Below are 20,110 nucleotides of genomic sequence, written 5' to 3' on the forward strand. Positions count from 1 at the left end.
TACATCAAATGTTGTATAAACCTCATTGACAAGCTTTCATAACACCATAGGCTAACAAGTAGTCTGTTTAGAGTAACGGGGATAATATTATATGAACTATAAGAATTGGCCAATTTCGAAACAAATCGGGTCGCTCGCTTTACTTTGCTCGATTGTAATTTTTGCTCTTATGTCATTTTTCTCATATAAAACAGCATCAACAACATTAAATAACAAGGCTATAAATGCAATTAGTGCTCAAATGCAAAGCAATGCAGAACTAATTAAATTGCAATATGACAGTATGTTAGCGTTGGCTGAAAGTAGTGCGGACATTCTCCGAACACTTTATCCCGAAAAACTGTACCTAGATGGATCGACAGTTCCAATTGCGAACATCACAGCTCCATCATTAATGCATGGCACAGAGCAAATCAACACATCTAACACCAAAGTTGACAAATACACTGAGCTGACTGGCGGCGTTGCAACTATTTTTGTGCTCAATCAAGATGATTTTACCCGAATTTCAACTTCACTTCGAAAAGCAGATGGAGAGCGTGCAACTGGAACTAATTTAGGCATCGGTCATCCAGGATATCAACGACTCATCAAGGGCGAAGATTACCAAGGTTATGCAAAACTGTTTGGCAAAGATTACATGACTATCTATCGCCCACTTAAAAGCGATACAGGGCAGGTTATAGCTATTCTGTTTACTGGTTTTGACATTACTGAGTCCGTGGCTCAAATTCAGCAGGCCATTAAGCAACAAATACTCGAAGAGTCAGGCTACTACGCAATTATACGAAACTCCGACAATAACATTATAGTTCACAAAAACATCAACATTGACTCAGCTTTTGATCCATCACTGTTTTATGGACTGCCAATTGAAAAAATCTTAACTAACCGAGAACCTCTTTTTTATACATCTTCTAATGGCGAAAATATGTTTGCTTACTCCATACCAATCTTAGGTTGGAATTGGACTATGACAGGCTTAGTGCCTGAAGCAGAATTACATGATGAAAGTATGGGGATTCTGAAGCTTAATTTGCTCATAGCTGTTATCGGTATCATTCTAATATCAGCACTCTTATTCAGTGTAATTAAAAGTGCCATTAGCCCTTTGCAAAGACTCAAGTCAAAAATTGCCACATTAGGCCAAGGCGATTTATCACAACATTTTGAATTAAGTGATCCTGATAGCGAAAATGAGGTTGACCAAATAACAATGAGTATCAGTAAAATGGCCACAAATCTGTGCATACTGATTAACTCATTGCAACAATCTGTAGTGAGTTTGGAGCATCACGCTCAAAACAGTCAACAAGTCGCATCTGTTAACGGAAATGAAGCAAAATCTTTACTTCAACAAACTGAACACATTGCAACAGCCATCGAAGAAATGTCTGCATCTATTAAAAATGTAGCAGAAAACTCTGGGCAAGGTGCTTTGCAAGCGCAAGAAATCGATCATGCTTCAAACGATGGACACAGGCAATTAACACAGGTTGTAATTGCAATGCAATCGCTGAGTGAGCAGCTCACCCAAACTCAAAAGAACATTGAGGGAGTCAACCATGAGAGTGTGGCAATCAGTAAAGTGACTGAAGTTATTAATAGTATTGCTGAACAAACAAATCTATTAGCGCTGAACGCTGCAATTGAAGCAGCTCGTGCTGGAGAGCAAGGGCGCGGTTTTGCGGTGGTTGCCGATGAAGTGAGATCGTTAGCCAAACGTACTCAAGAATCTATCAGTATCATTAGTTCGACTATTAGTAATTTGCAAAAACAAGTTGAAATTACCACGTCACAAATGAAACAGTGCCAAGAATTAGGTTTATCTTCTGTTGAACAGGGAGATGCGGCTAATAGTCAATTAAGTCAAATTAACGCTAATATCGCTGAAATGGCAATGATATCTTCAAGTATCGCAGCAGCAACAAAAGAGCAAAGTACAGTTGCTGATGAGGTTTCTATTAGTCTTCATGCAATCTCTTCTCTTGCTTCTGACAGTGATGAACGAGCGACGAAAGCGGTTAAAGGGAGCCAATGAACTTACATCGTTAGCGCAGAATATTAAAGGTCAAATTGAAGTCTTTAGAGTAAAATGAATCAACCACACAGTACTTACCCGCTCCATTTGAGCGGGTATTGGGGATGACATTAAAATTATTAAACGAGCTAATAGTGCTTAGTAAGATTGCACATTATCGTGATGAATTATTATATACCTCATCTTAATCCAGTTTAAAATCAAGCGAAAATGACTAAATGGCTGTTTATCATTACCTTTGATACTTTAATTAACCTTAATAATATGAAGCAATTCTATTGATTGGTTCGGTTCACCGCTAACGTTTTCTAGTCGCTTGACCAAATTTTAATATAGATAGCAGACTTCAGCTTTACCAAAAGTGCCTTCCTTTTAATATATAGCTAGGCATACTACAAGTAATTCAATAGTGACTAATTGAGAATAATCACTGACACGTTTCTGTCCAGAGACGTGCCAGCACGATCATTGCTAGCACGTTTGAGCCCCTAGGTAGCTACAAAACTAGACTGTTGAATGCCTTTATTTTTCGGGGAAATTAACATTCAGGCCTAATTCCTCTAGAGCTTCGATTAAAGGAGTATAAAAATCATTTTCTGGGCTCTGACTAGGGGCTGAAAAATGATGCATATCGATAAGATTATATGTTTTAGCATTTGTTTTTAGCGTGCAAATTGTAAACTTAATATATAAATACTCAGGTTTCATCCTGGCTCGTTTTTGTTTCATCGGGATACTTCACTTAGATGATTCTGAGGGGAGCATATTTAACGATAGTTTGCGTAACAATGACCAATTCTCTGATGCATGATTATGATAAATCAGGCAATAGTCCTCACCCATTGAAGCATCCAACAGCCAGTCTATACTGTGGTGAGCCATGATGTAATAAAATGGGATTAGACCATTTACCTTCGCCGTTTCGACTATATTTTAATTCGTGGCACTGGCATGCATCCCATTTGCCGTGTGGCTAAATAACCAATTCTTTCGGCATATCACAAATGGTTTTACTACACGTTCAGCTCTATTATTATCGATGCTTAGTTCTATCCAGCTGCTCATGGTTTGGCGACTGAGCTCAATATCGTATTGCTTTAACATTGCTTCCTGGTGATAAGTTGACTGAGTAAACTTATCACCAGGAAATAACAATAAAGATGATTTTACAAATATCACTCATATGATCATACTGTTGATATGTAAGACTAAGTTAGACAGCACATATAAGGTGGATAAATGAACTACTATGCAGAGGATCCCTTCTAGGTAATGTAAACCTGGAGGGTAAATGAAAAAACTAAAACATCAGTACCGAAAACGTATTAAAAGCCAGTGTCAATATTTTTGGGGGTATTATCCAAGCGTACGCAGTGGAGCCCACAAGCACTTTTCAACAAAACAGGAAAAGGGTTATTACTTCCTTCATATGATTGAGTGCAAAGGTTACCCGATCAAGTTACGAGCAGCTCGTGGAAGATCGTTGGCTAACCCATGGGATGACTATCCAGCGTATGTGTATGACCTAGCAAAAAGTTGGAAGCATAATTCCAAACGACGTTATCAGTACTACAAGTAAATCTCACGATAATAAAGCTCCTCCTTTGAGGAGCTTTATTTTTTCGAGTTCGAGCACCACTATTATTGTTGAGACGTTACAACAAAAGCAATAACCTCTTCTTAATTTTCCAAGCTAAACGAACACATCACCATCATCATAGAAACTTAATTAATATAATCAGATGGATATAATGACTGGCGCATGCTGGTATTATTTTTGAAAAGGTTCCTTCTGCGAAAAAAACATTAAAGATCTAGCAATAAAAATTAGATCGCATAAAATAACTGTACAAATGTACAGTGGTTATAAATATGCGCATTATCCCTATTCATGCAAGTGCTGGTATTACTGGGTTTGAATCTCCAGCTTCAGAATATTTACAGTTAGCATTAAGTCTTGATGAGCTACTTATAGAGCATCCTAGTGCCACATTCATTGGTGTGGCCACTGGTGATTCGATGCAAGGTGTGGGAATTTTCTATGGTGATTTATTGATAGTGGACAGGCATGAAACGGTTCGAGATGGTGATGTTATAGTGGCTAATTTCAATGGTGAGTTTGTATGCAAAATCCTTGATAAACCTCGCAGACAGCTACTGTCATCCAATGAAAATCATCAGCCTCAACCCATCAATGATTATGACTCTTTCAGTATTGAAGGCGTGGTTATTCGCTCAATACGGTGCCATCGACAAAGCCCGTTACTGGCTGGTAAGTAAGGAGAGTGAAACATGTTTGCTTTGGTGGATGCGAACTCATTTTATTGCAGTGCAGAGCAAGTATTTAGGCCTGATTGGCGTGGTAAACCCATTATTGTATTAAGTAACAATGATGGTTGTATTGTGGCTGCAAATCGGCAAGCCAAAGAACTTGGCATACCTAAGTTTTCTCCTTACTTCAAAGTGAAAGACATGTGTCAGCGCTTAGGAGTGATTGCTTGCTCAAGCAACTATGAACTCTATGCTGATTTATCCTTGAAAATGATGAATATTATTGGCCGTTTTGCGCCAGAGCAACATATTTATTCCATTGATGAAAGCTTTCTGTCATATAAAAATGCTATCCAGCAATTAAATGCTTGCGAAGTCAAGGTCAGCTCATTAGGCGCGCTGTTTGGAAAGAAACTCGATTACCCGTGTGTGTGGGGATGGCGCCAACTTTAACGTTGGCAAAAGCAGCTAATCACGCAGCCAAAAAATTACCTGGCTATCAAGGTGTATGTGTCATTGACAACGAAGATGAGCGATTGGCTATTTTACGTGCCATGAATGTCAATGATGTATGGGGCATTGGTCGTCGTATTAGTCAAAAATTAGCATTGATGGATATAAAAAACGCATTAGAGCTTGCCAATATTCCTCCAGGGTTAGCCCGCAAACAATTTAGTATTGAAATAGAGCGAACTGTACGTGAATTAAATGGACTGGCTTGTAAACAATGGGATGAGGCAAGAGCAGATAAACTGCAAATATTCTCTACTCGTAGCGTTGGTGAGCGAATTATTGATTACGATTCTTTGTTGCAAGCATTGAGTAAACATATTGGTATTGCTGCTGCAAAAGCCAGACGACAAGGATCACACTGTAAAACCATGATGATGTTTGCGAGTAATTCACCCTATGATGAGCATCCTGCAAACTTTAAAGTGTTGGTGTCTTTTCCTTGCCCAACAAATTGTACAAAAGAGTTAACCCAGGCAATGAGCATGGCGGCACCAAGACTTTTTAGGCCAGGAGTGAGATATTACCGAATGGGGATAGGGCTGCTTGATTTAAGCGCTCAAAAACACACTCAACTCGACATGTTTAATTCATCTAAAGCCAATCCAGAATTGATGCAAACTCTAGACGGCATTAACCAGCGTTATGGTGCGGATACTTTATTTTTAGCCGCTCAAGGGATAGAACAAAAATGGTCGATGCGACGTGATTTACTCACGCCACAGTACACGACAAATTGGAAAAGTTTACCTGCGATAAAGTGTTAGATAACCACAGAACAATACATCAAATTAAATATGTAAGACCTGGTTGAATTTACCATAAGCTTGTGACATGTTATCAAATAGGTGCTGAATGTTTAGTCCTATCGTTAGAAGCTTAATGTGCCCATCCATGCCAATGAGGTAAATGATGATGTCAGAATTGTTGAGTTATGATCTCGCCCTTATTTCAATAGGCATTGTTATCATTGGTGGTTTTGCTCTAGGCCTTTATCATATCGTCACGTTTAATTCCTTTAAGGCCAGATAAGCCGAAAATAAAATAGAAAACTCCATAAAATAAGCTTTAAGTCATCATATAAGAGTTCGCTGTGTAGTCTACTAGCTAATAGTGGCTTGATGTAAAGCTCACAAATTTATCAATGTCACAGCGGAATGCTCGTTATTTTCAATCCACTCATCAAGTTCCTTGATTTAGCTAGCGCTATTGAGTCTATACATCACGTTGCCATTTACTTTAGTAAAGTAATAATGTGACGGTAGAGCGTCAAATTGAATTTTGGCATAGTTAGATTCGGCAGAGCTTCGATCCGCTTGTTTTAATACATGTTCAATTGGGTAGCGAGTCTTGTGTCCGAATGGTTTCCCGGCTAAAAGCTCGGTTAACATCGAAAATATTCGGCTGTTACGACTCCCTAATTCACCTAGCGGTTTAGCTAATAAGGCAAATGTATAGCTCTCATGGGAGCCTGAACAATATTTTTCATTGTTCATGTTGAGTGCAGGGTAGATTTTACCAATATCATGAAATAACGCCGCAACTAAGCCTGTTTGGCACTCTATGTCTGAATGACCTAGATGTTTAGCATTTTGATAAGTCATTTCAGCTACCTCAATACTATGCTCAAATAGGCCACCAAGATAGCAATGATGATGCTTAAAACTGGCTTCAGAGCGCATGAATAGCTTAAGTACTTCTTCATTATTTAGGATAAAAACGACGAAAGGTAGTAGCTCCTTAACCGACACAAAACTGAGCAGTTTCAAAAATCGACCAACCAGCCCTTCATTCTTATTGTGAGAAAAATTCACCATCTTGATAAATTGCCCTTCAGTGCATTGAATGTGCACAGGTTTGATAGCACAAACCACAGTATTACCTTGATAGTCGTGTGCTATTGCCACTTGTGCCAGACCATGAGCAAACTGACAGTTCCTGGCGGTTTCTGCTGTCATAATTGCGTTAACCACGTTATTGGATGAAATAAATTCACAGTTTGCAGTAGGCAGATGTGCACCAAACTTAATATTTTTAACCCAGACAAATATTGGTTTATTCATCAACATTCTCCAACATGGTATTAAAATTAACTTGTTCAATAAGACGATCAAACGCACTTCCATCTTGTCTTGTCGCGTTGGGTACATAGCGGCTATAGACTTCAAATAACATTTTGGTCGTGCTATGCCCCATTTGTTTTGCAATCCATTCAGGGTTTTCTCCTGCGGCTAACCATAAGGTCGCGCATGTATGCCTAGTTTGGTATGGGCGCCGTTTTTTTAAGCGCATTTCATTCAATGCGGGATACCAAACACGTTTTGTTACGTTGCGATGATCAAGAGGGTTGCCATTGGCATTACAAAATACATAATCCTTATTGCCAGTGACTTTCCGCTGTCTTTTAAGTGCATCCACAACGGGTTGAGACAATTGAATACTACGATAAGACGCCGATGTTTTAGGTGTTTCAACATTTCCGTCAACCAGCGTTTCATGGATCAAAATTTCGTTTCGGTTCAAATTAACAAATTGCCATTTAAGTCCATCGATTTCAGCCGTTCTCATTGCGGTAAAAAATCTCACAATGTAATAGTCTTTAAAGTCATCACGAACCCTAGACAAGAAAAACTGCACTTCTGCCAGTGAAAACGGTTCAATAGCCGTTTTATCAATTTTTAACGGTTTGATATTGATAAACGGAGTAGGGAAGTCAAAGCGCATAGCAGCTTCATTTAAAATGCCACGCAAAGGTGTCATAACATGATTGATCCAATCATTACTTAAAGCTCCTTTTACTCCAGATCTCCGCGATTCCGAGATAGATGCTCTGAATTTTATCAAACTAGGTCTTGTTATTTCGTTAAGTCTGATAGAACCGAAAACAGGTAGTAAATAACTTTCAATAATCATCTGCACATTCTTGTAATGGCTTTTTTTCCACTGGATCTTATTTTCAGCAACCCATTCACCAATAAACTCTTCAAAAGTTGGAATATTTGACATGATTTGTGTGGATAATGGTTCAACATTTTCAGCCAAATGATGTTGTACTTTAAGATCAATCTCTGAAAATAGTTGGCATCGTGTACTTGATGGAAAATACAATTTGAACACAAAGCGATTAAGGCGGATTTCAGCTTCTATAGTGTTCATAATGCTGTTCAATTTAGATCGGTTTATGCGATTATCAATTAATACCGTTTGTTCTCTGCATCTTATCCCTTGGTAAGTAAAATCAAAAAACAACTTACCATCTCTAGCCCTAATATTACCCATGACAAACACCTCCACGAGCCATAGGAACAACTAACCGACGTTGTTGTTTTTTAAATAACTCACGCTCAACTTCCTCCCAGATGTAGAAAATCTTTCGGCCACCAAATGGCTTGATGTAATGGACGCCCTCAAAGAACACATTATCTTTCAACGTATGGTTGATATATGCCGCACTAAACTTTATTCTTTGAGAAAGTTCTTTCGCATTAAGTAATGTTTGCTTCATAAAAGCCTCTTTATGTTCTTGGTTTGAATCATTTGTTCTTGATGAGAACATTAAAGCATTAAACAAATGTTCTTACAAGGAACATTTTGAGTTGTTTTTGCTCATTTAAGGATGAAATACAGTGATTAGGTTTAAAATCAAAGAGTTAATAGCTGAAAAAGAATTTAAGGAAAGAAGAAAAATTACATTGCAGGAAATTGCAGACGCTGCTGGGGTAAATAGAACAGCATTATCAAAGATGATGAACCCAAGTTATCAATATTCTACTACGACTAAAGCAATCGATTCATTGTGTGCTTATTTTGGCTGCAAAGTTGACGATGTTATTGAATATATAGAAGAATAAACTGTTGTTAGTAAAGATGATTATATGATGTAATATAATTTACTTCCTTTACCTTATGAGTACTCATGGATGCATACTCTTCTCACCTGGCTAGGTACTAAAGATCTTGAAAACATGCTTGTCGAAGCACATGCTGCCATAAGTACAATAGCCCTTAAATCGACAATTCCTTTTGATAAAATCGTTATCTTGTCAAATAAAGATGAAGACAAATGGAACCAGTTTGAGCGCTTTCTACAAAAACGCATGGCAATTGCTAATCGCCCCAACCAAGATATTCAGGTATATAAAGCCCATATAGACAGCCCGATAGATTATCAATCAATATCTAAAGTGGCTGATCAATGGATTTCAAAACTAAGTGATGAAGCCGATACGCTGTCAATAAATCTTACCTCAGGTACGCCAACAATGACCACGTTATCTGTGCTTATTGGTAAGGGAAAATCAAACACGCGTTTTTTACAGTCCACTCCTAAAAATGAAGTAATAGAAGTAGATATCCCGCTTGATTTTGCGCATGCCTATGTTCAATCAGCCTCTAAAGGCATTGCTGCAAAAGCAACATCTGAGCCGAGTCTTTATCGTGCATTCGACCAATTAACTTCTCATTCAGACGCAATGAAAACGGCAATAAAAAAAGCGCAAAAAATTGCTGCATCTGAAGTGCCAACACTTATTTTAGGTGAAACAGGCACAGGCAAAGAGCTAATGGCCAATGCGATACATCAAGGCAGTTTACGTGCACAAAAATCATTAAGAATAGTGAACTGTGGAGCATTAGCGGAAAACATTGTCGACTCAATACTTTTTGGCCATAAAAAAGGCGCGTTTACTGGCGCAGATAAAGACCATCCCGGTTTATTCGAGCAAGCAGATGGCGGAACATTATTTCTAGATGAGGTCGGTGAATTACCGCTAAACGTGCAAGTTAAATTACTTAGAGCTTTACAACAAGGTGAGGTTACACGTCTTGGAGACACAAAAAGCATCAATGTAGACGTTCGTATTATTGCCGCCACCCACCAAGATCTATCAGCTCTAGTTGCACAAGGTAAGTTTAGAGAAGATTTGTTTTACCGATTAGCAGTAGGCATTATTGATATGCCATCACTTAATCAACGAAAAGCAGATATTCCGTACATAGTTGAGCAATTGGCAGAGCAAATAAATCTTGCAGGCGCTAAACACCCCAGTTACAAAAGTAAAAATATTTCCGATAAAGCAATAAATTTTATATGCACCCAATCATGGCCGGGCAATATACGTGAGTTGTGGAGTACATTGAATAGGGCGTTTTTATGGTCAGATAACCGGGTTGTCGATGAAAAAGACATCGCTGATAGCATGATAAACATTCAAAAGAATAAGCCTGATCACAAAATTACTATGTCAATTCACGATAAAGTTGATATAGTTCAAATCACTGATGACATTCAAAAAAAGTATGTTATAGCAGCGTTAAAAGCCAGTGGCAATGTTAAAAAGCAAGCCACGAAAATACTCGGTTTAAAAGATCATCAAACGTTAACAAACTGGATGAAACGTTTGAATATTACAATTGATTAATTAGTTCTTTTACCAAGCTTGGCATTGAAATTGCGTTATAGGGATATCAAAGGATCAAACGGAATGAAACAATCAATGAATTTTGAGCATATTCAAACAAAGTGGCCACAGCTCCATCAACTAGCTGCATTTGCTGAAGAGTATGCGATATCAGACCCACAAAGTTCATTGGTAAAATTACGTTGTTTTGCTGAACAGGTCGTCAGTTATTTATATAAAGAACTTCAACTGCCTGCATTTCCCAATTCAAATATTTATGACAAACTTACGTCAGATGATTTCACGAGTGTAGTCCCCAATTTAATTACCGATAAACTTCACGCAATACGCAAAAGTGGCAATCAAGCCGCACACGAGGGGCGAGTTGATCAACAACAAGCAATCTGGATTCTAAAAGAAAGCTACTACGTAGCCTGTTATCTATTTATGGCCTACGCCAATGGTAAACAAGCCGATTGTCCAGAATTTACCGTTCCAGAACAAAAGCAACCAGCCGAACAAAATGATGTTGAATTCGCTAAAAAGAATAAACAATTATCTCAACAGTTGAGTCAAAATGAAGCTCGGCTAAAAAAGGCGTTAGAAGAATTAGAAGCATCTCAACAGGCACAAAAACAAGCACAACAAGACGCAGCAAAACTTCAGCAAACAATAAACCAAGCTAAAGTGTCTCAAGTTAAAAGTCTGAACAAACTTATCACTGCAAGTTTTAACTTTAGTGAAGCAGAAACACGTGCGCGGATCATTGACATGGATCTACGGGCTGCTGGTTGGCAAGTGTCTCTTAATGAAACGAGCACAGATGAAGTAGGTAAAGAAGTACAGGTAACTGATCAGCCTACCAGCACAGGCATAGGCTACGTTGATTATGTACTTTGGGACGATGACGGCAAACCACTCGCAGTAATTGAAGCCAAACGCACTCGTGAATCTGTCGAAAAAGGCAGAGAGCAAGCCAAACTATACGCCGATGCACTGCACAAACAGTATCATCAACGACCCGTTATATTTTATTCAAACGGTTACGACATCCGTATATTAGACGATGCCCAAGGCTATAACAGTCGTAAACTTTACGGCTATTACTCTAAAGACTCGCTGCAATATCTAATTAAGCAGAGAGGCCTTAAAAAAGATTTAAATCAAACACCAATCGATACCAATGTCGCAGGCCGTTTGTATCAAATGGAAACTATCACTCGTGTATGTGAACGTTTCGCCGATAAACATCGAAAATCTCTTATCGTACAAGCAACCGGCACAGGAAAAACGCGTGTATCTATTGCGCTGGCTAAACGATTACTCGATGCCGGCTGGGCAAAGCGAGTATTGTTTTTATGTGATCGTAAAGAGCTACGTAAACAGGCTGGCAATGCCTTTAATGAGTTTACTAACGAGCCACTCTACATTGTGGGTAAAACCAAAAAAGAGTTAGCCACAAATTCACGGGTATTTATTGCCACTTACCCAGGTATGATGGCTATTTATCAAAAATATGATGTGGGTTATTTTGACTTAATCGTGGCCGATGAATCACACCGTTCTATCTATAATATTTATGGTGATATTTTTAAATACTTTGATGCACTAGAGGTTGGCTTGACTGCCACACCTGTTGAAATGGTATCGCGCTCAACGTGCCAGTTATTTGGTTGTGATTTCAAATTACCTACGGCAAATTACCCATTAGAAAAGGCGATTGAAGAAGGTAACTTAGTACCTTATAAAATTGTTAGTTTAACCACTAAATTTTTACGCGAAGGTATCAAAAAAGATAACCTCACAGATGAACAAATCGCACAATTAGAGGATCAAGGTATTGACCCTAACGAGTTAAACTTTGACGCCAAACAAGTCGATGAAGCGGTAAAAAATAAAGACACCAATCGCGTTATTTTACGTAATTTAATGGAAAAGGCCTCGCGTGATAGTGACGGTCAACTACCTGGTAAAACCATAGTATTTGCCCGCAACATTGCTCATGCTGAACTCCTGGCGCAGCTGTTTGGCGAAATGTATCCTCAATTAGGCAGTAACTTTTGTCGCGTTATCCACTCAAAATACGAACGCGCAGAAGAGTTAATTGATGACTTTAAATCAAATGAAGTAAACAGTGCTCGCATTGCTATCTCAGTAGATATGCTCGACACCGGAATTGACGTTCCAGAATGTGTCAATCTCGTATTTGCCAAGCCCATTAAGTCAAAAGTCAAATTTTGGCAGATGATTGGTCGTGGCACACGCCTATGCAAAGACCTCTACGGTAAGGGCAAAGATAAAACCCACTTCTTAATTTTTGACCACTGGGAAAATTTCGACTACTTCGATATGGATCCAAGCGAAGAAGATGTAAAACAGGCTAAATCTCTTACTCAAAAACTGTTTGAAAGCCGTCTGATACTGGCTGAAACAGCGCTTAAAAAGGCAGACATAACGACCTTTGATGCCGTGATAAAGCTTATCCATCAAGACATTAACGCACTTGATATGAACACTATTGCGGTGCGCGATAACTGGCAAGTGGTAGAATCCTGTAAAGATGAAAAAACGCTTAACCAATTTGCACCACAAACAAAAGCTAACTTATTCGAGCATATAGCGCCACTAATGCAATGGCGCAACATCGTGGGGCAATCAGAAGCCTATAAATTGGATAATGAAATAGCCATCATTCAAACCCTAATGTTTACCGATCCCAATCAAATAGCTCTTGTTAAGCAAGGTGTAATGGGCAGGGTAGAGTCATTACAAATGCACTTGAATGAAGTGCGTGCCAAAGCGAAAGACATTGCCAAAATTCAAACCAATGCATTCTGGGATTTGTTAACCTTTGATGCATTAGAACAAAGCCGTTTAGCATTGCGCAGTATCATTCATTTACGCGACAAATCTGCTCAACCTCCAACAGTTGATTATGTCATTGACGTAAAAGAAGAGGTTAGTGAAATACGCGAATCAACACGGCCAACAAAAATTGTTTCTATTGATTATCAAATCTTCCGCCAAGAGGTCGAAAAAACCCTTACACCATTATTTGCAACAGACCAAGTACTGCAAAAAATACGTAAAGGCGAACCGGTAACCGCAGATGATTTAGCCAAACTAAACTCGCTCGTGCATACCCAAAATCCAAGCGTAGACTTAAATACCCTTAAAGAGTTTTTTCCAGAATCTACCGCCACATTAGACAAAATATTGCGCACTATTGTTGGGATGGATAAACAGGATATTGAAGCCAAGTTTACTGCATTTGTTCAACAAACCCACACTCACATGAATGCAAAGCAGCAACGCTTTATTGGTATGTTACAAAACCATATAATCCGCTATGGGTCGATACAAATATCACAGCTTTACGATGCGCCATTTACCCAAGTGCATGACATGGGATTAGATGGGGTATTTAGCGAGCAGCAAGCCGATGTGATTCAAGAGTTTATTACTCAGTTTGGAGTAAATCTTGGCAAAAATATAAAATCTATTAGCAAAGAATCAAGATTTTAAAATAAACGACAGGGAGTCAACATAATGAATCAGTTAATCAACCCATCACAATGGCTTAACCAATTCTTAAAAGATCGAGGATTACGTCAACCTACAGGAAAGCCATTATATGAATATCAAGCTACTGAAGCTGAATATGCATTACTAAAAGAACTAGTTGTTAAGCATAAAGACAGTAAACTACATGGTTACAATAATATTTCTTGGGCTGCCACTTTTTGCTTGTTTTGCTCCATATGGTATCAGCGCAACTATGAAAGCAATGATGGTTGGAGTTGGCATGCAATATGGGTTGAATTGGGAGATGAATTAACTCCGTCTCAAATTGAAAAAACAGTGCTTAAAGGTATTGAGTCCTACTGGCTTAGACCTATCAAAACTTACGTTGAACGCCGAAATTTTTAGGTACTCTGTTTTCAGAAGGAGGACTTCCATTTAAATTGCTAAGTAACAATGATAATAAATTTGGGCAAGTCCTTAAGCGGATTTTGAAAAATGTTGCGGTAGCAAAATTACTTGGAGAACCAATTGAAAAGCTTGTAGCTATTAATGTTCAATCGTTACCTCAAGCATTCAATGAACAAGAATCTATTCAATTAATCACTTTAATGACAGAAAGACTGGTCAATCTTGTCGATATATTTGCATTAGAAAACAAATCGAACCCAGCAGACTACCTAGATAATGTTTCACCAAAATGGCGTGAGGATTTCCCTATTCCTCTAGATAACAGTATTGGAACAAATATCGTTAACTCTTGGTTACAGGAAGCGAGTAAGGAAGGAAGTAAAAGGACACGAATTGGTCAAAAATTATTTGTTGAACATTATCTAAATATTAATGAATTGAGCATTACCACCAAATTATTGTTACCTAACGAATTTGCAGTTAACTTACAACTTAAACATTTAAAATCAAACAGATTAGAGTTATTTTTAGCTGAATCCTCGAAAGACCTTCAACACCTTGGTGTTTCATATATCAACGCTACAGGTGAGCAAGCACTAGTAAAAGTCAGAAATCGTACTGTAAAAGTCTTACGCAGAGCATCCGACAACCCATTGTCAGTGGTTGCAAGGCAAGGAGGTAATGAAATTGCCAGATGGCCACTAGACAATACGAGTGTATTCCTTAATGAAATGCCAGTAGGTTTCATAAAACAAGATGGTGAGTATAAATATGCTGGTCAAGCAACATTCAGTCATAAAGATGAGTTGTACTTAATTTTACCTAGAAGTGCTACATATGAAATTATTGACGGTGATGTATCGCCTTGGCCACAAAATATACATAGCGAAAAACCGTACTGTATTTTATTAAAGGGTGAGCTCCTCGTCACTATTGATGATGATAAATACCGAATAAAATCAATAGATTCAGGCTCTATAGAGCTAGAGCTAAACCTATTTGGGGATATGGTGCCTTTCGATACGGAGCCAAATGCAACATATTTAGGCCTCCCTAAGTATAGGCTTGTAAACAATGACATAAATTTAAATAATGCTTTAATAGAATACATAAGTGGCCAACCTAAAGCAGGGTTAATGTTACATGAACTTTATGGTAGACAAACTTATGCATTAAAGAATCAAGATGGTGAAACCTTATATAGAAAAAGAATAGGCATATTGCCGCCTGGTGTAAAAATAATAACTAAAGCTGGGGTTGAGCTTGGAAAAGGTGAAATCTATATCGAAACAAACAAAAAAATGGTCTATAGCATTTCTACAGAAAGTGTTTCGTTTGTAAAAAAAGATACAAATGAGGGCGTTTGTTTACAGCTAACTTGCACTGGATTACCACCAGCAGAATTATCATTGCAAATTACTCCTAACTTAATGGGAACTCCTATATCTATAAAACTACCTTACCCAAGACAAGGTGCATTTGTTTTTGATTGTAACGGTAAGCCTCTAAAGAAACACCTCTCAATAGATGACCTGTTAGGTAGCCGTTTGCACTTATTTGCATCTGCAGAATGCTCCGCAGAATTTTGAAATCGACATTGTTTTAGAAAACCAAGGTGAGATCACCTCCATATTTTAAACATACGTTTCATGTAGGTGAGCAACCCACAATAATCAGTTTGCACAGTTTTAAAGATGAAATAAATGAGTTGCTGTCTTTAGCGCCTGATTTAGATGCTCGAGTTACAATTACCATAAGTAGTTTTTCTGGTGACTTACAATACAAAATTTACCGCTATAGCAGCCAAGTATATGAAGCTGATGATAAACGTTTCATTAAAGTTTCAGCGGAAGGCCAAAGTGTTGTTGAAGGTGCTGAATTACTATTAATGCAAATGAGTAACCCTGAAAGATCACCAACAAAATTAGAACCTCTAATTAGTGGGGGGACATCAACGGGGCATTATTTAATCCCTCAGGTAGATAAAAGTGACGATTCATGGTTAATTGTACCAAGTGAAAATAGTAGTACAAATTTTAGAGCTAAATTACTTGTTGGCCACGATAGTAATGGTTTAGTTCATGAAGTCGTACCTGAAGGAACAACGCAAATACATTCTTTGCAAAAAGCAGTGCAACTCTATCACCCTAGATTCAATACCAATGTCATTTCTGAAGTTGTATCACAAATGACAGATAATCTTCAGCACAGTGGTTGGGAGTTTTTGGTAAAGCTGTATTCAAACTATCAAAATTTATCTTTAACGACTTTCCAAGTATGGCGGGATATTGTCGCAAACCCTAAAGCCTTATTACTCTGTTTTTACCGTTTCGAGGCCAACCCTCAATTTATGGCTCGTATAGAATCAGAATTTCCAGTGTTATGGCAGGTCACATCCCCGCAGTTATACATTGAAACATATCAGCAAGTAATGAATTGGTTAGAGAATAAAGGGGTTGATAAAAAGTACATTAAAATGATAGCTGATCCATGGTATCAATCAATTTTAGAGCATATTCCAGGCTTAAGTGGTGAATTAGTTAGCTATTTGATGACAAATCAAATGAATCAAAAACTCAGGCTTCCGGCCTCAATTATCAACGAGGCAGGAAAAAATTGGTTACAAGACTTACTCCGGGATAATAGCGAAACGGATCTATGGCCTGAAAGTAATGGTTATGATCTCAAGAGATGGTATCAAAATAATTCACTAGGACAGATGCAAATTGAGAGTCTACATAGCTTTCAAAATTCAGTTATTTATTTACCCATTTTCTTAGCAGCTGTTTCAAGTGGTAAAGCAGAACTATCAGATATTTATGATGAAAGTACCACTGCCATTTTTAAATTAAAACAAGTACGCGACTTTGACCCTAATTGGTTTTCAAGTATGTATACATTTCATTTACTTAAGTTTTCTGATTTGATTTAGGGTGTACTATGGAATATTTTTCACAGCTAACAAAGCAAGCAGCAGAGCGTGCACAAGAAGCGTCATTGAGTGTATTTGGTATTAGTAACACATCCTTAAGATCACACCTAAAAAATGTATTAAATCAAACGAGTGGCAAAGGCGAGTCTTTATTATCTTCACCTTTATTTGAACATACTTTTGGTTGGGAGCCTGCAAAAGTCAGTATATCTGAATTGAAAGGCACACTACTTTCTAAAGAAGTCATCACAGCACTCGATCATACAAATAATGGGCGCTATCGATTCAATGCAGAGTATTCGCCATTTACTCATCAATTGAAAAGTTGGCAAATGTTGTTAAATGATAAACCTCAATCTGTTGTTGTAACCAGTGGAACTGGTTCAGGTAAAACAGAATGTTTTATGGTACCAGTGATAGAAGATCTTCATCGGGAGATAAAGCAAACCAATGAGCCCCTTGTGGGCGTCCGAGCGCTATTTTTATATCCTCTCAATGCATTAATTAACTCTCAAAAAGAGCGTTTGGATGCTTGGATAAAGCACTTTGGCAACAACATGCGTTTTTGTTTGTACAACGGTAATACAGAAAATTTGAAGGCTAAAGTTTCTTCAGCGCAAAATTTAGTACCCAATCAGGTTTTGTCACGTGAATTAATGCGAGAAAAACCGGCACCCATTTTAGTCACAAACGGCACCATGCTTGAATACATGATGGTGCGTCAAGTTGATGCGCCAATTATTGAAGCCTCAAAAAAACAAAAATCACTAAGATGGATCGTGCTTGATGAAGCCCATACTTATGTCGGTTCGCAAGCCGCAGAGTTGGCTTTGCAATTACGACGTGTACTAATAGCCTTTGGTGTCGAAGCAAAAGATGTTCGATTCGTGGCAACATCGGCTACGATCGCTGGTAAAGATACTGCTAATCAGCTTAAAAAATATTTAGCTGAACTCGCAGGAGTAAGCCAAGAACACGTTACTGTTATTGGTGGGCAAAGGGTCATTCCACTGTTGCCAAAGCTTGAAGAAAAACAGTCAAATTTAAAGGACTTAATTTCTATCCCTGCTGATGAACCAGTAAAGAAAGACGATTTTAATTTAGACGTTTCGCAAGTCAGATTTAATGCACTAGCCAGCTCAAAAGTTGCTAAAGCGATTCGAACTGTGTTTGTGAATTCATCAATCCCTCAAACATTAGAAGATATAAATCAAAAAGTGTCTTCTTTAATTGGGGAAAAACATTTTGATGAACAAACCCTATTGCTTTGGATAGATTTACTGACGGCAACCAAACCAGCCCCCAATAAAGAAGCATTTCTAAAAGTCCGAGCGCATTACTTTCAACGCATGTTTAATGGGTTATTTGCCTGTACTGACCCACAATGTACGAAAAAACTCACTTCGGAGTTAAAAAATAATTGGCCGTATGGTTATGTGTATTCTAAGCACAGAACTAATTGTGATTGTGAAAGCAAAGCACCAGTATTAGAAATTGCATTTTGTAATGAATGCAATGAACCACATTTATTAGGTACAGATAAAAATGGCAAGCTTACTCAATGGCAACAAGATGCAGGTGATGAATTTTCATTATCAATAGAAAACAATGACGATGAAGTAGAAAATAAAACACAAACAGAAGCAAAACCGGTTACGACAAGTATTTCAAAAATTGTTTTATCGAGTAAACAAGACCCACTAGATAACCAAGAAAATAGATTTTTTAGCCCAATAAAAATAGATCTTAAAACCGGCGAGTTGGCTAGCTTGAGTAATGAAAGTACTTCTTATTTTTGTAATAGTTCCTTACAGGCAGTTTGTTCAAACTGTAGTTATAAGGGCTATAACGGAAATACACCTTATAGAAGAAGCATTCTTGGGGCACCGTTTTATGTTGCCAATGTCGTTCCTACGATTTTAGAATATTGTCCTGACCATGAAAAACAAAATAAATCTCATCCAGGACTACTTGAACTACCTGGTCGTGGTCGAAAGTTAATCACTTTCACTGATAGTCGGCAAGGAACTGCTAGGATGGCAGTAAAAATGCAGCAAGAAGCTGAACAAGCTCGCTTGAGGGGCGCGGTATATCAGGAATTAAGAGACAAACAAATGTCTCAACCAACTAACCCCGCAATAAAAGGCTTGACAGAGCAGCTTCGTGAAGCAGAAATGAAACAAGATATAACATTAGTTAATATTTTTAAAAATGCACTTAAAGCAATGCAACAGAATGAATCAACAGATTTTAAAAGTGTTGTTTTATCTTGGTCAGATATGGTCACTGCACTAGCTAAAAAAGAAGATTTTCAGAGAGCTATGTTAGCGGCTAATAAATATGCAAATCCAGAGTTGTTTAATGATACTGCTGGACCTTTCAAATTGGCTGAAACCTTTTTACTTAGGGAGTTTATCCGCCGTCCTAAAAGATATTATAACCTTGAGACTCAAGGAATAGTTAAAGTCAGTTATTTGGGTTTGGATGAAATCGAGTTAATGCCGGATTTATGGAAGGAACATGGCTTAAACAGACAAGATTGGCAAGACTTTGTCAAAATTACATTAGATTTTCATGTTAGGAATAACAGCTTCTTCCAACTAGAAGATGAGATTAGATACTGGATTGGTTTTAAATTTAGCCCTAAAAAGCTAATAAAGCCGGATTCAACAGAACAAACTAGTATCAGAGTTCAAAAGTGGCCTCAATTGACTAAGAGTAACCCTAATCGACTATTTAAATTATTAATTGTTGCCACTAAGTTAGATGAATCATCATCACTAACTCAAGATATCTTTAATGGTTGGCTAAAGGCCGCTTGGCTTGCTGTTACAAGTAAAAAAAATCCAATATTGAAGTCAGAAAATAGTCAGTATTATCTCGATGAGATCAATGCTTACATTTTCTTTTCAAGAAGATTTTTGGGCTTGCCCAATAACTAACAAACTACTCGATACAACATTTAAAGGTATAACGCCATACTTACCAAGTAATTATAAAGAAATAAATTCTCTATGTGAGAAA

The 20,110-nt window shown here is 37.9% G+C and carries 14 protein-coding genes and 2 pseudogenes; 11 read left to right on the top strand and 5 right to left on the bottom strand.

Annotation, left to right across the window (positions count from 1 at the left end; genetic code table 11):
• The first annotated feature begins 91 nt into the window (after positions 1–91).
• Positions 92–2,041, top strand: a complete 1,950-nt coding sequence (locus N4T56_RS08935; protein ID WP_315903027.1) for a methyl-accepting chemotaxis protein — start codon at positions 92–94, stop codon at positions 2,039–2,041.
• A gap of 741 nt (positions 2,042–2,782) precedes the next feature.
• On the opposite strand, the pseudogene N4T56_RS08940 reads toward N4T56_RS08935, so the two are convergent.
• Positions 2,783–2,914, bottom strand: a pseudogene (locus N4T56_RS08940) (ISAs1 family transposase); the annotation flags it as partial.
• Positions 2,915–2,977: 63 nt separating this feature from the next.
• A pseudogene (locus tag N4T56_RS08945) lies at positions 2,978–3,088 on the bottom strand (IS66 family transposase); the annotation flags it as partial.
• Between the two features lie 825 nt (positions 3,089–3,913).
• Here N4T56_RS08945 and N4T56_RS08950 point away from each other — a divergent pair.
• From N4T56_RS08950 to N4T56_RS08955, 3 genes are read left to right on the top strand one after another with little or no spacing between them, the layout of a single operon-like run.
• Complete coding sequence (locus N4T56_RS08950; RefSeq protein WP_182745212.1) at positions 3,914–4,321, top strand: LexA family protein; 408 nt, start codon at positions 3,914–3,916, stop codon at positions 4,319–4,321.
• Between the two features lie 12 nt (positions 4,322–4,333).
• Complete coding sequence (locus N4T56_RS22740; protein WP_390904030.1) at positions 4,334–4,765, top strand: Y-family DNA polymerase; 432 nt, start codon at positions 4,334–4,336, stop codon at positions 4,763–4,765.
• Entirely contained in the window at positions 4,750–5,589 is an 840-nt protein-coding gene (locus tag N4T56_RS08955; RefSeq protein ID WP_390904031.1) for a DUF4113 domain-containing protein, read from the top strand. The genes N4T56_RS22740 and N4T56_RS08955 overlap by 16 nt, the downstream gene beginning before the upstream one ends.
• A gap of 429 nt (positions 5,590–6,018) precedes the next feature.
• On the opposite strand, the gene N4T56_RS08960 is transcribed toward N4T56_RS08955, so the two are convergent.
• The 3 genes from N4T56_RS08960 to N4T56_RS08970 are packed head-to-tail and all read right to left on the bottom strand — an operon-like array spanning position 6,019 to position 8,327.
• A complete protein-coding gene (locus N4T56_RS08960; protein WP_261732975.1) occupies positions 6,019–6,885 on the bottom strand; it encodes an HDIG domain-containing metalloprotein in 867 nt (288 codons plus the stop codon).
• Positions 6,878–8,101: a site-specific integrase gene (locus N4T56_RS08965; protein WP_261732976.1), complete on the bottom strand. Its 1,224-nt coding sequence runs from the start codon at positions 8,099–8,101 to the stop codon at positions 6,878–6,880. Before N4T56_RS08965 ends, N4T56_RS08960 begins: the two co-directional genes overlap by 8 nt.
• A complete protein-coding gene (locus tag N4T56_RS08970; protein WP_182745218.1) occupies positions 8,094–8,327 on the bottom strand; it encodes a hypothetical protein in 234 nt (77 codons plus the stop codon). Before N4T56_RS08970 ends, N4T56_RS08965 begins: the two co-directional genes overlap by 8 nt.
• A gap of 121 nt (positions 8,328–8,448) precedes the next feature.
• Between N4T56_RS08970 and N4T56_RS08975 the strand changes: the two genes are divergently transcribed.
• From N4T56_RS08975 to N4T56_RS09005, 7 genes are all read left to right on the top strand, one after another.
• Entirely contained in the window at positions 8,449–8,673 is a 225-nt protein-coding gene (locus N4T56_RS08975; protein WP_182745220.1) for a helix-turn-helix domain-containing protein, read from the top strand.
• A gap of 69 nt (positions 8,674–8,742) precedes the next feature.
• Complete coding sequence (locus tag N4T56_RS08980) at positions 8,743–10,242, top strand: sigma-54 interaction domain-containing protein (protein ID WP_261732977.1); 1,500 nt, start codon at positions 8,743–8,745, stop codon at positions 10,240–10,242.
• Positions 10,243–10,305: 63 nt separating this feature from the next.
• Positions 10,306–13,746 (top strand): DEAD/DEAH box helicase family protein, encoded by a 3,441-nt coding sequence (locus tag N4T56_RS08985; protein WP_261732978.1) that lies wholly within the window; start codon positions 10,306–10,308, stop codon positions 13,744–13,746.
• A gap of 24 nt (positions 13,747–13,770) precedes the next feature.
• Positions 13,771–14,151 (top strand): hypothetical protein, encoded by a 381-nt coding sequence (locus tag N4T56_RS08990; RefSeq protein ID WP_261732979.1) that lies wholly within the window; start codon positions 13,771–13,773, stop codon positions 14,149–14,151.
• A 35-nt stretch (positions 14,152–14,186) separates the two neighbouring features.
• Positions 14,187–15,743 (top strand): STY4851/ECs_5259 family protein, encoded by a 1,557-nt coding sequence (locus N4T56_RS08995; RefSeq protein WP_261732980.1) that lies wholly within the window; start codon positions 14,187–14,189, stop codon positions 15,741–15,743.
• Positions 15,744–15,769: 26 nt separating this feature from the next.
• Positions 15,770–17,086, top strand: coding sequence for an STY4851/ECs_5259 family protein (locus N4T56_RS09000; protein ID WP_261732981.1), 1,317 nt, complete (start codon positions 15,770–15,772; stop codon positions 17,084–17,086).
• Positions 17,087–17,094: 8 nt separating this feature from the next.
• A complete protein-coding gene (locus tag N4T56_RS09005; RefSeq protein WP_261732982.1) occupies positions 17,095–20,028 on the top strand; it encodes a DEAD/DEAH box helicase in 2,934 nt (977 codons plus the stop codon).
• The last annotated feature ends 82 nt before the right edge of the window (positions 20,029–20,110 follow it).

Source organism: Shewanella phaeophyticola (assembly GCF_025398315.1).
Classification (GTDB): Bacteria; Pseudomonadota; Gammaproteobacteria; order Enterobacterales; family Shewanellaceae; genus Shewanella; species Shewanella phaeophyticola.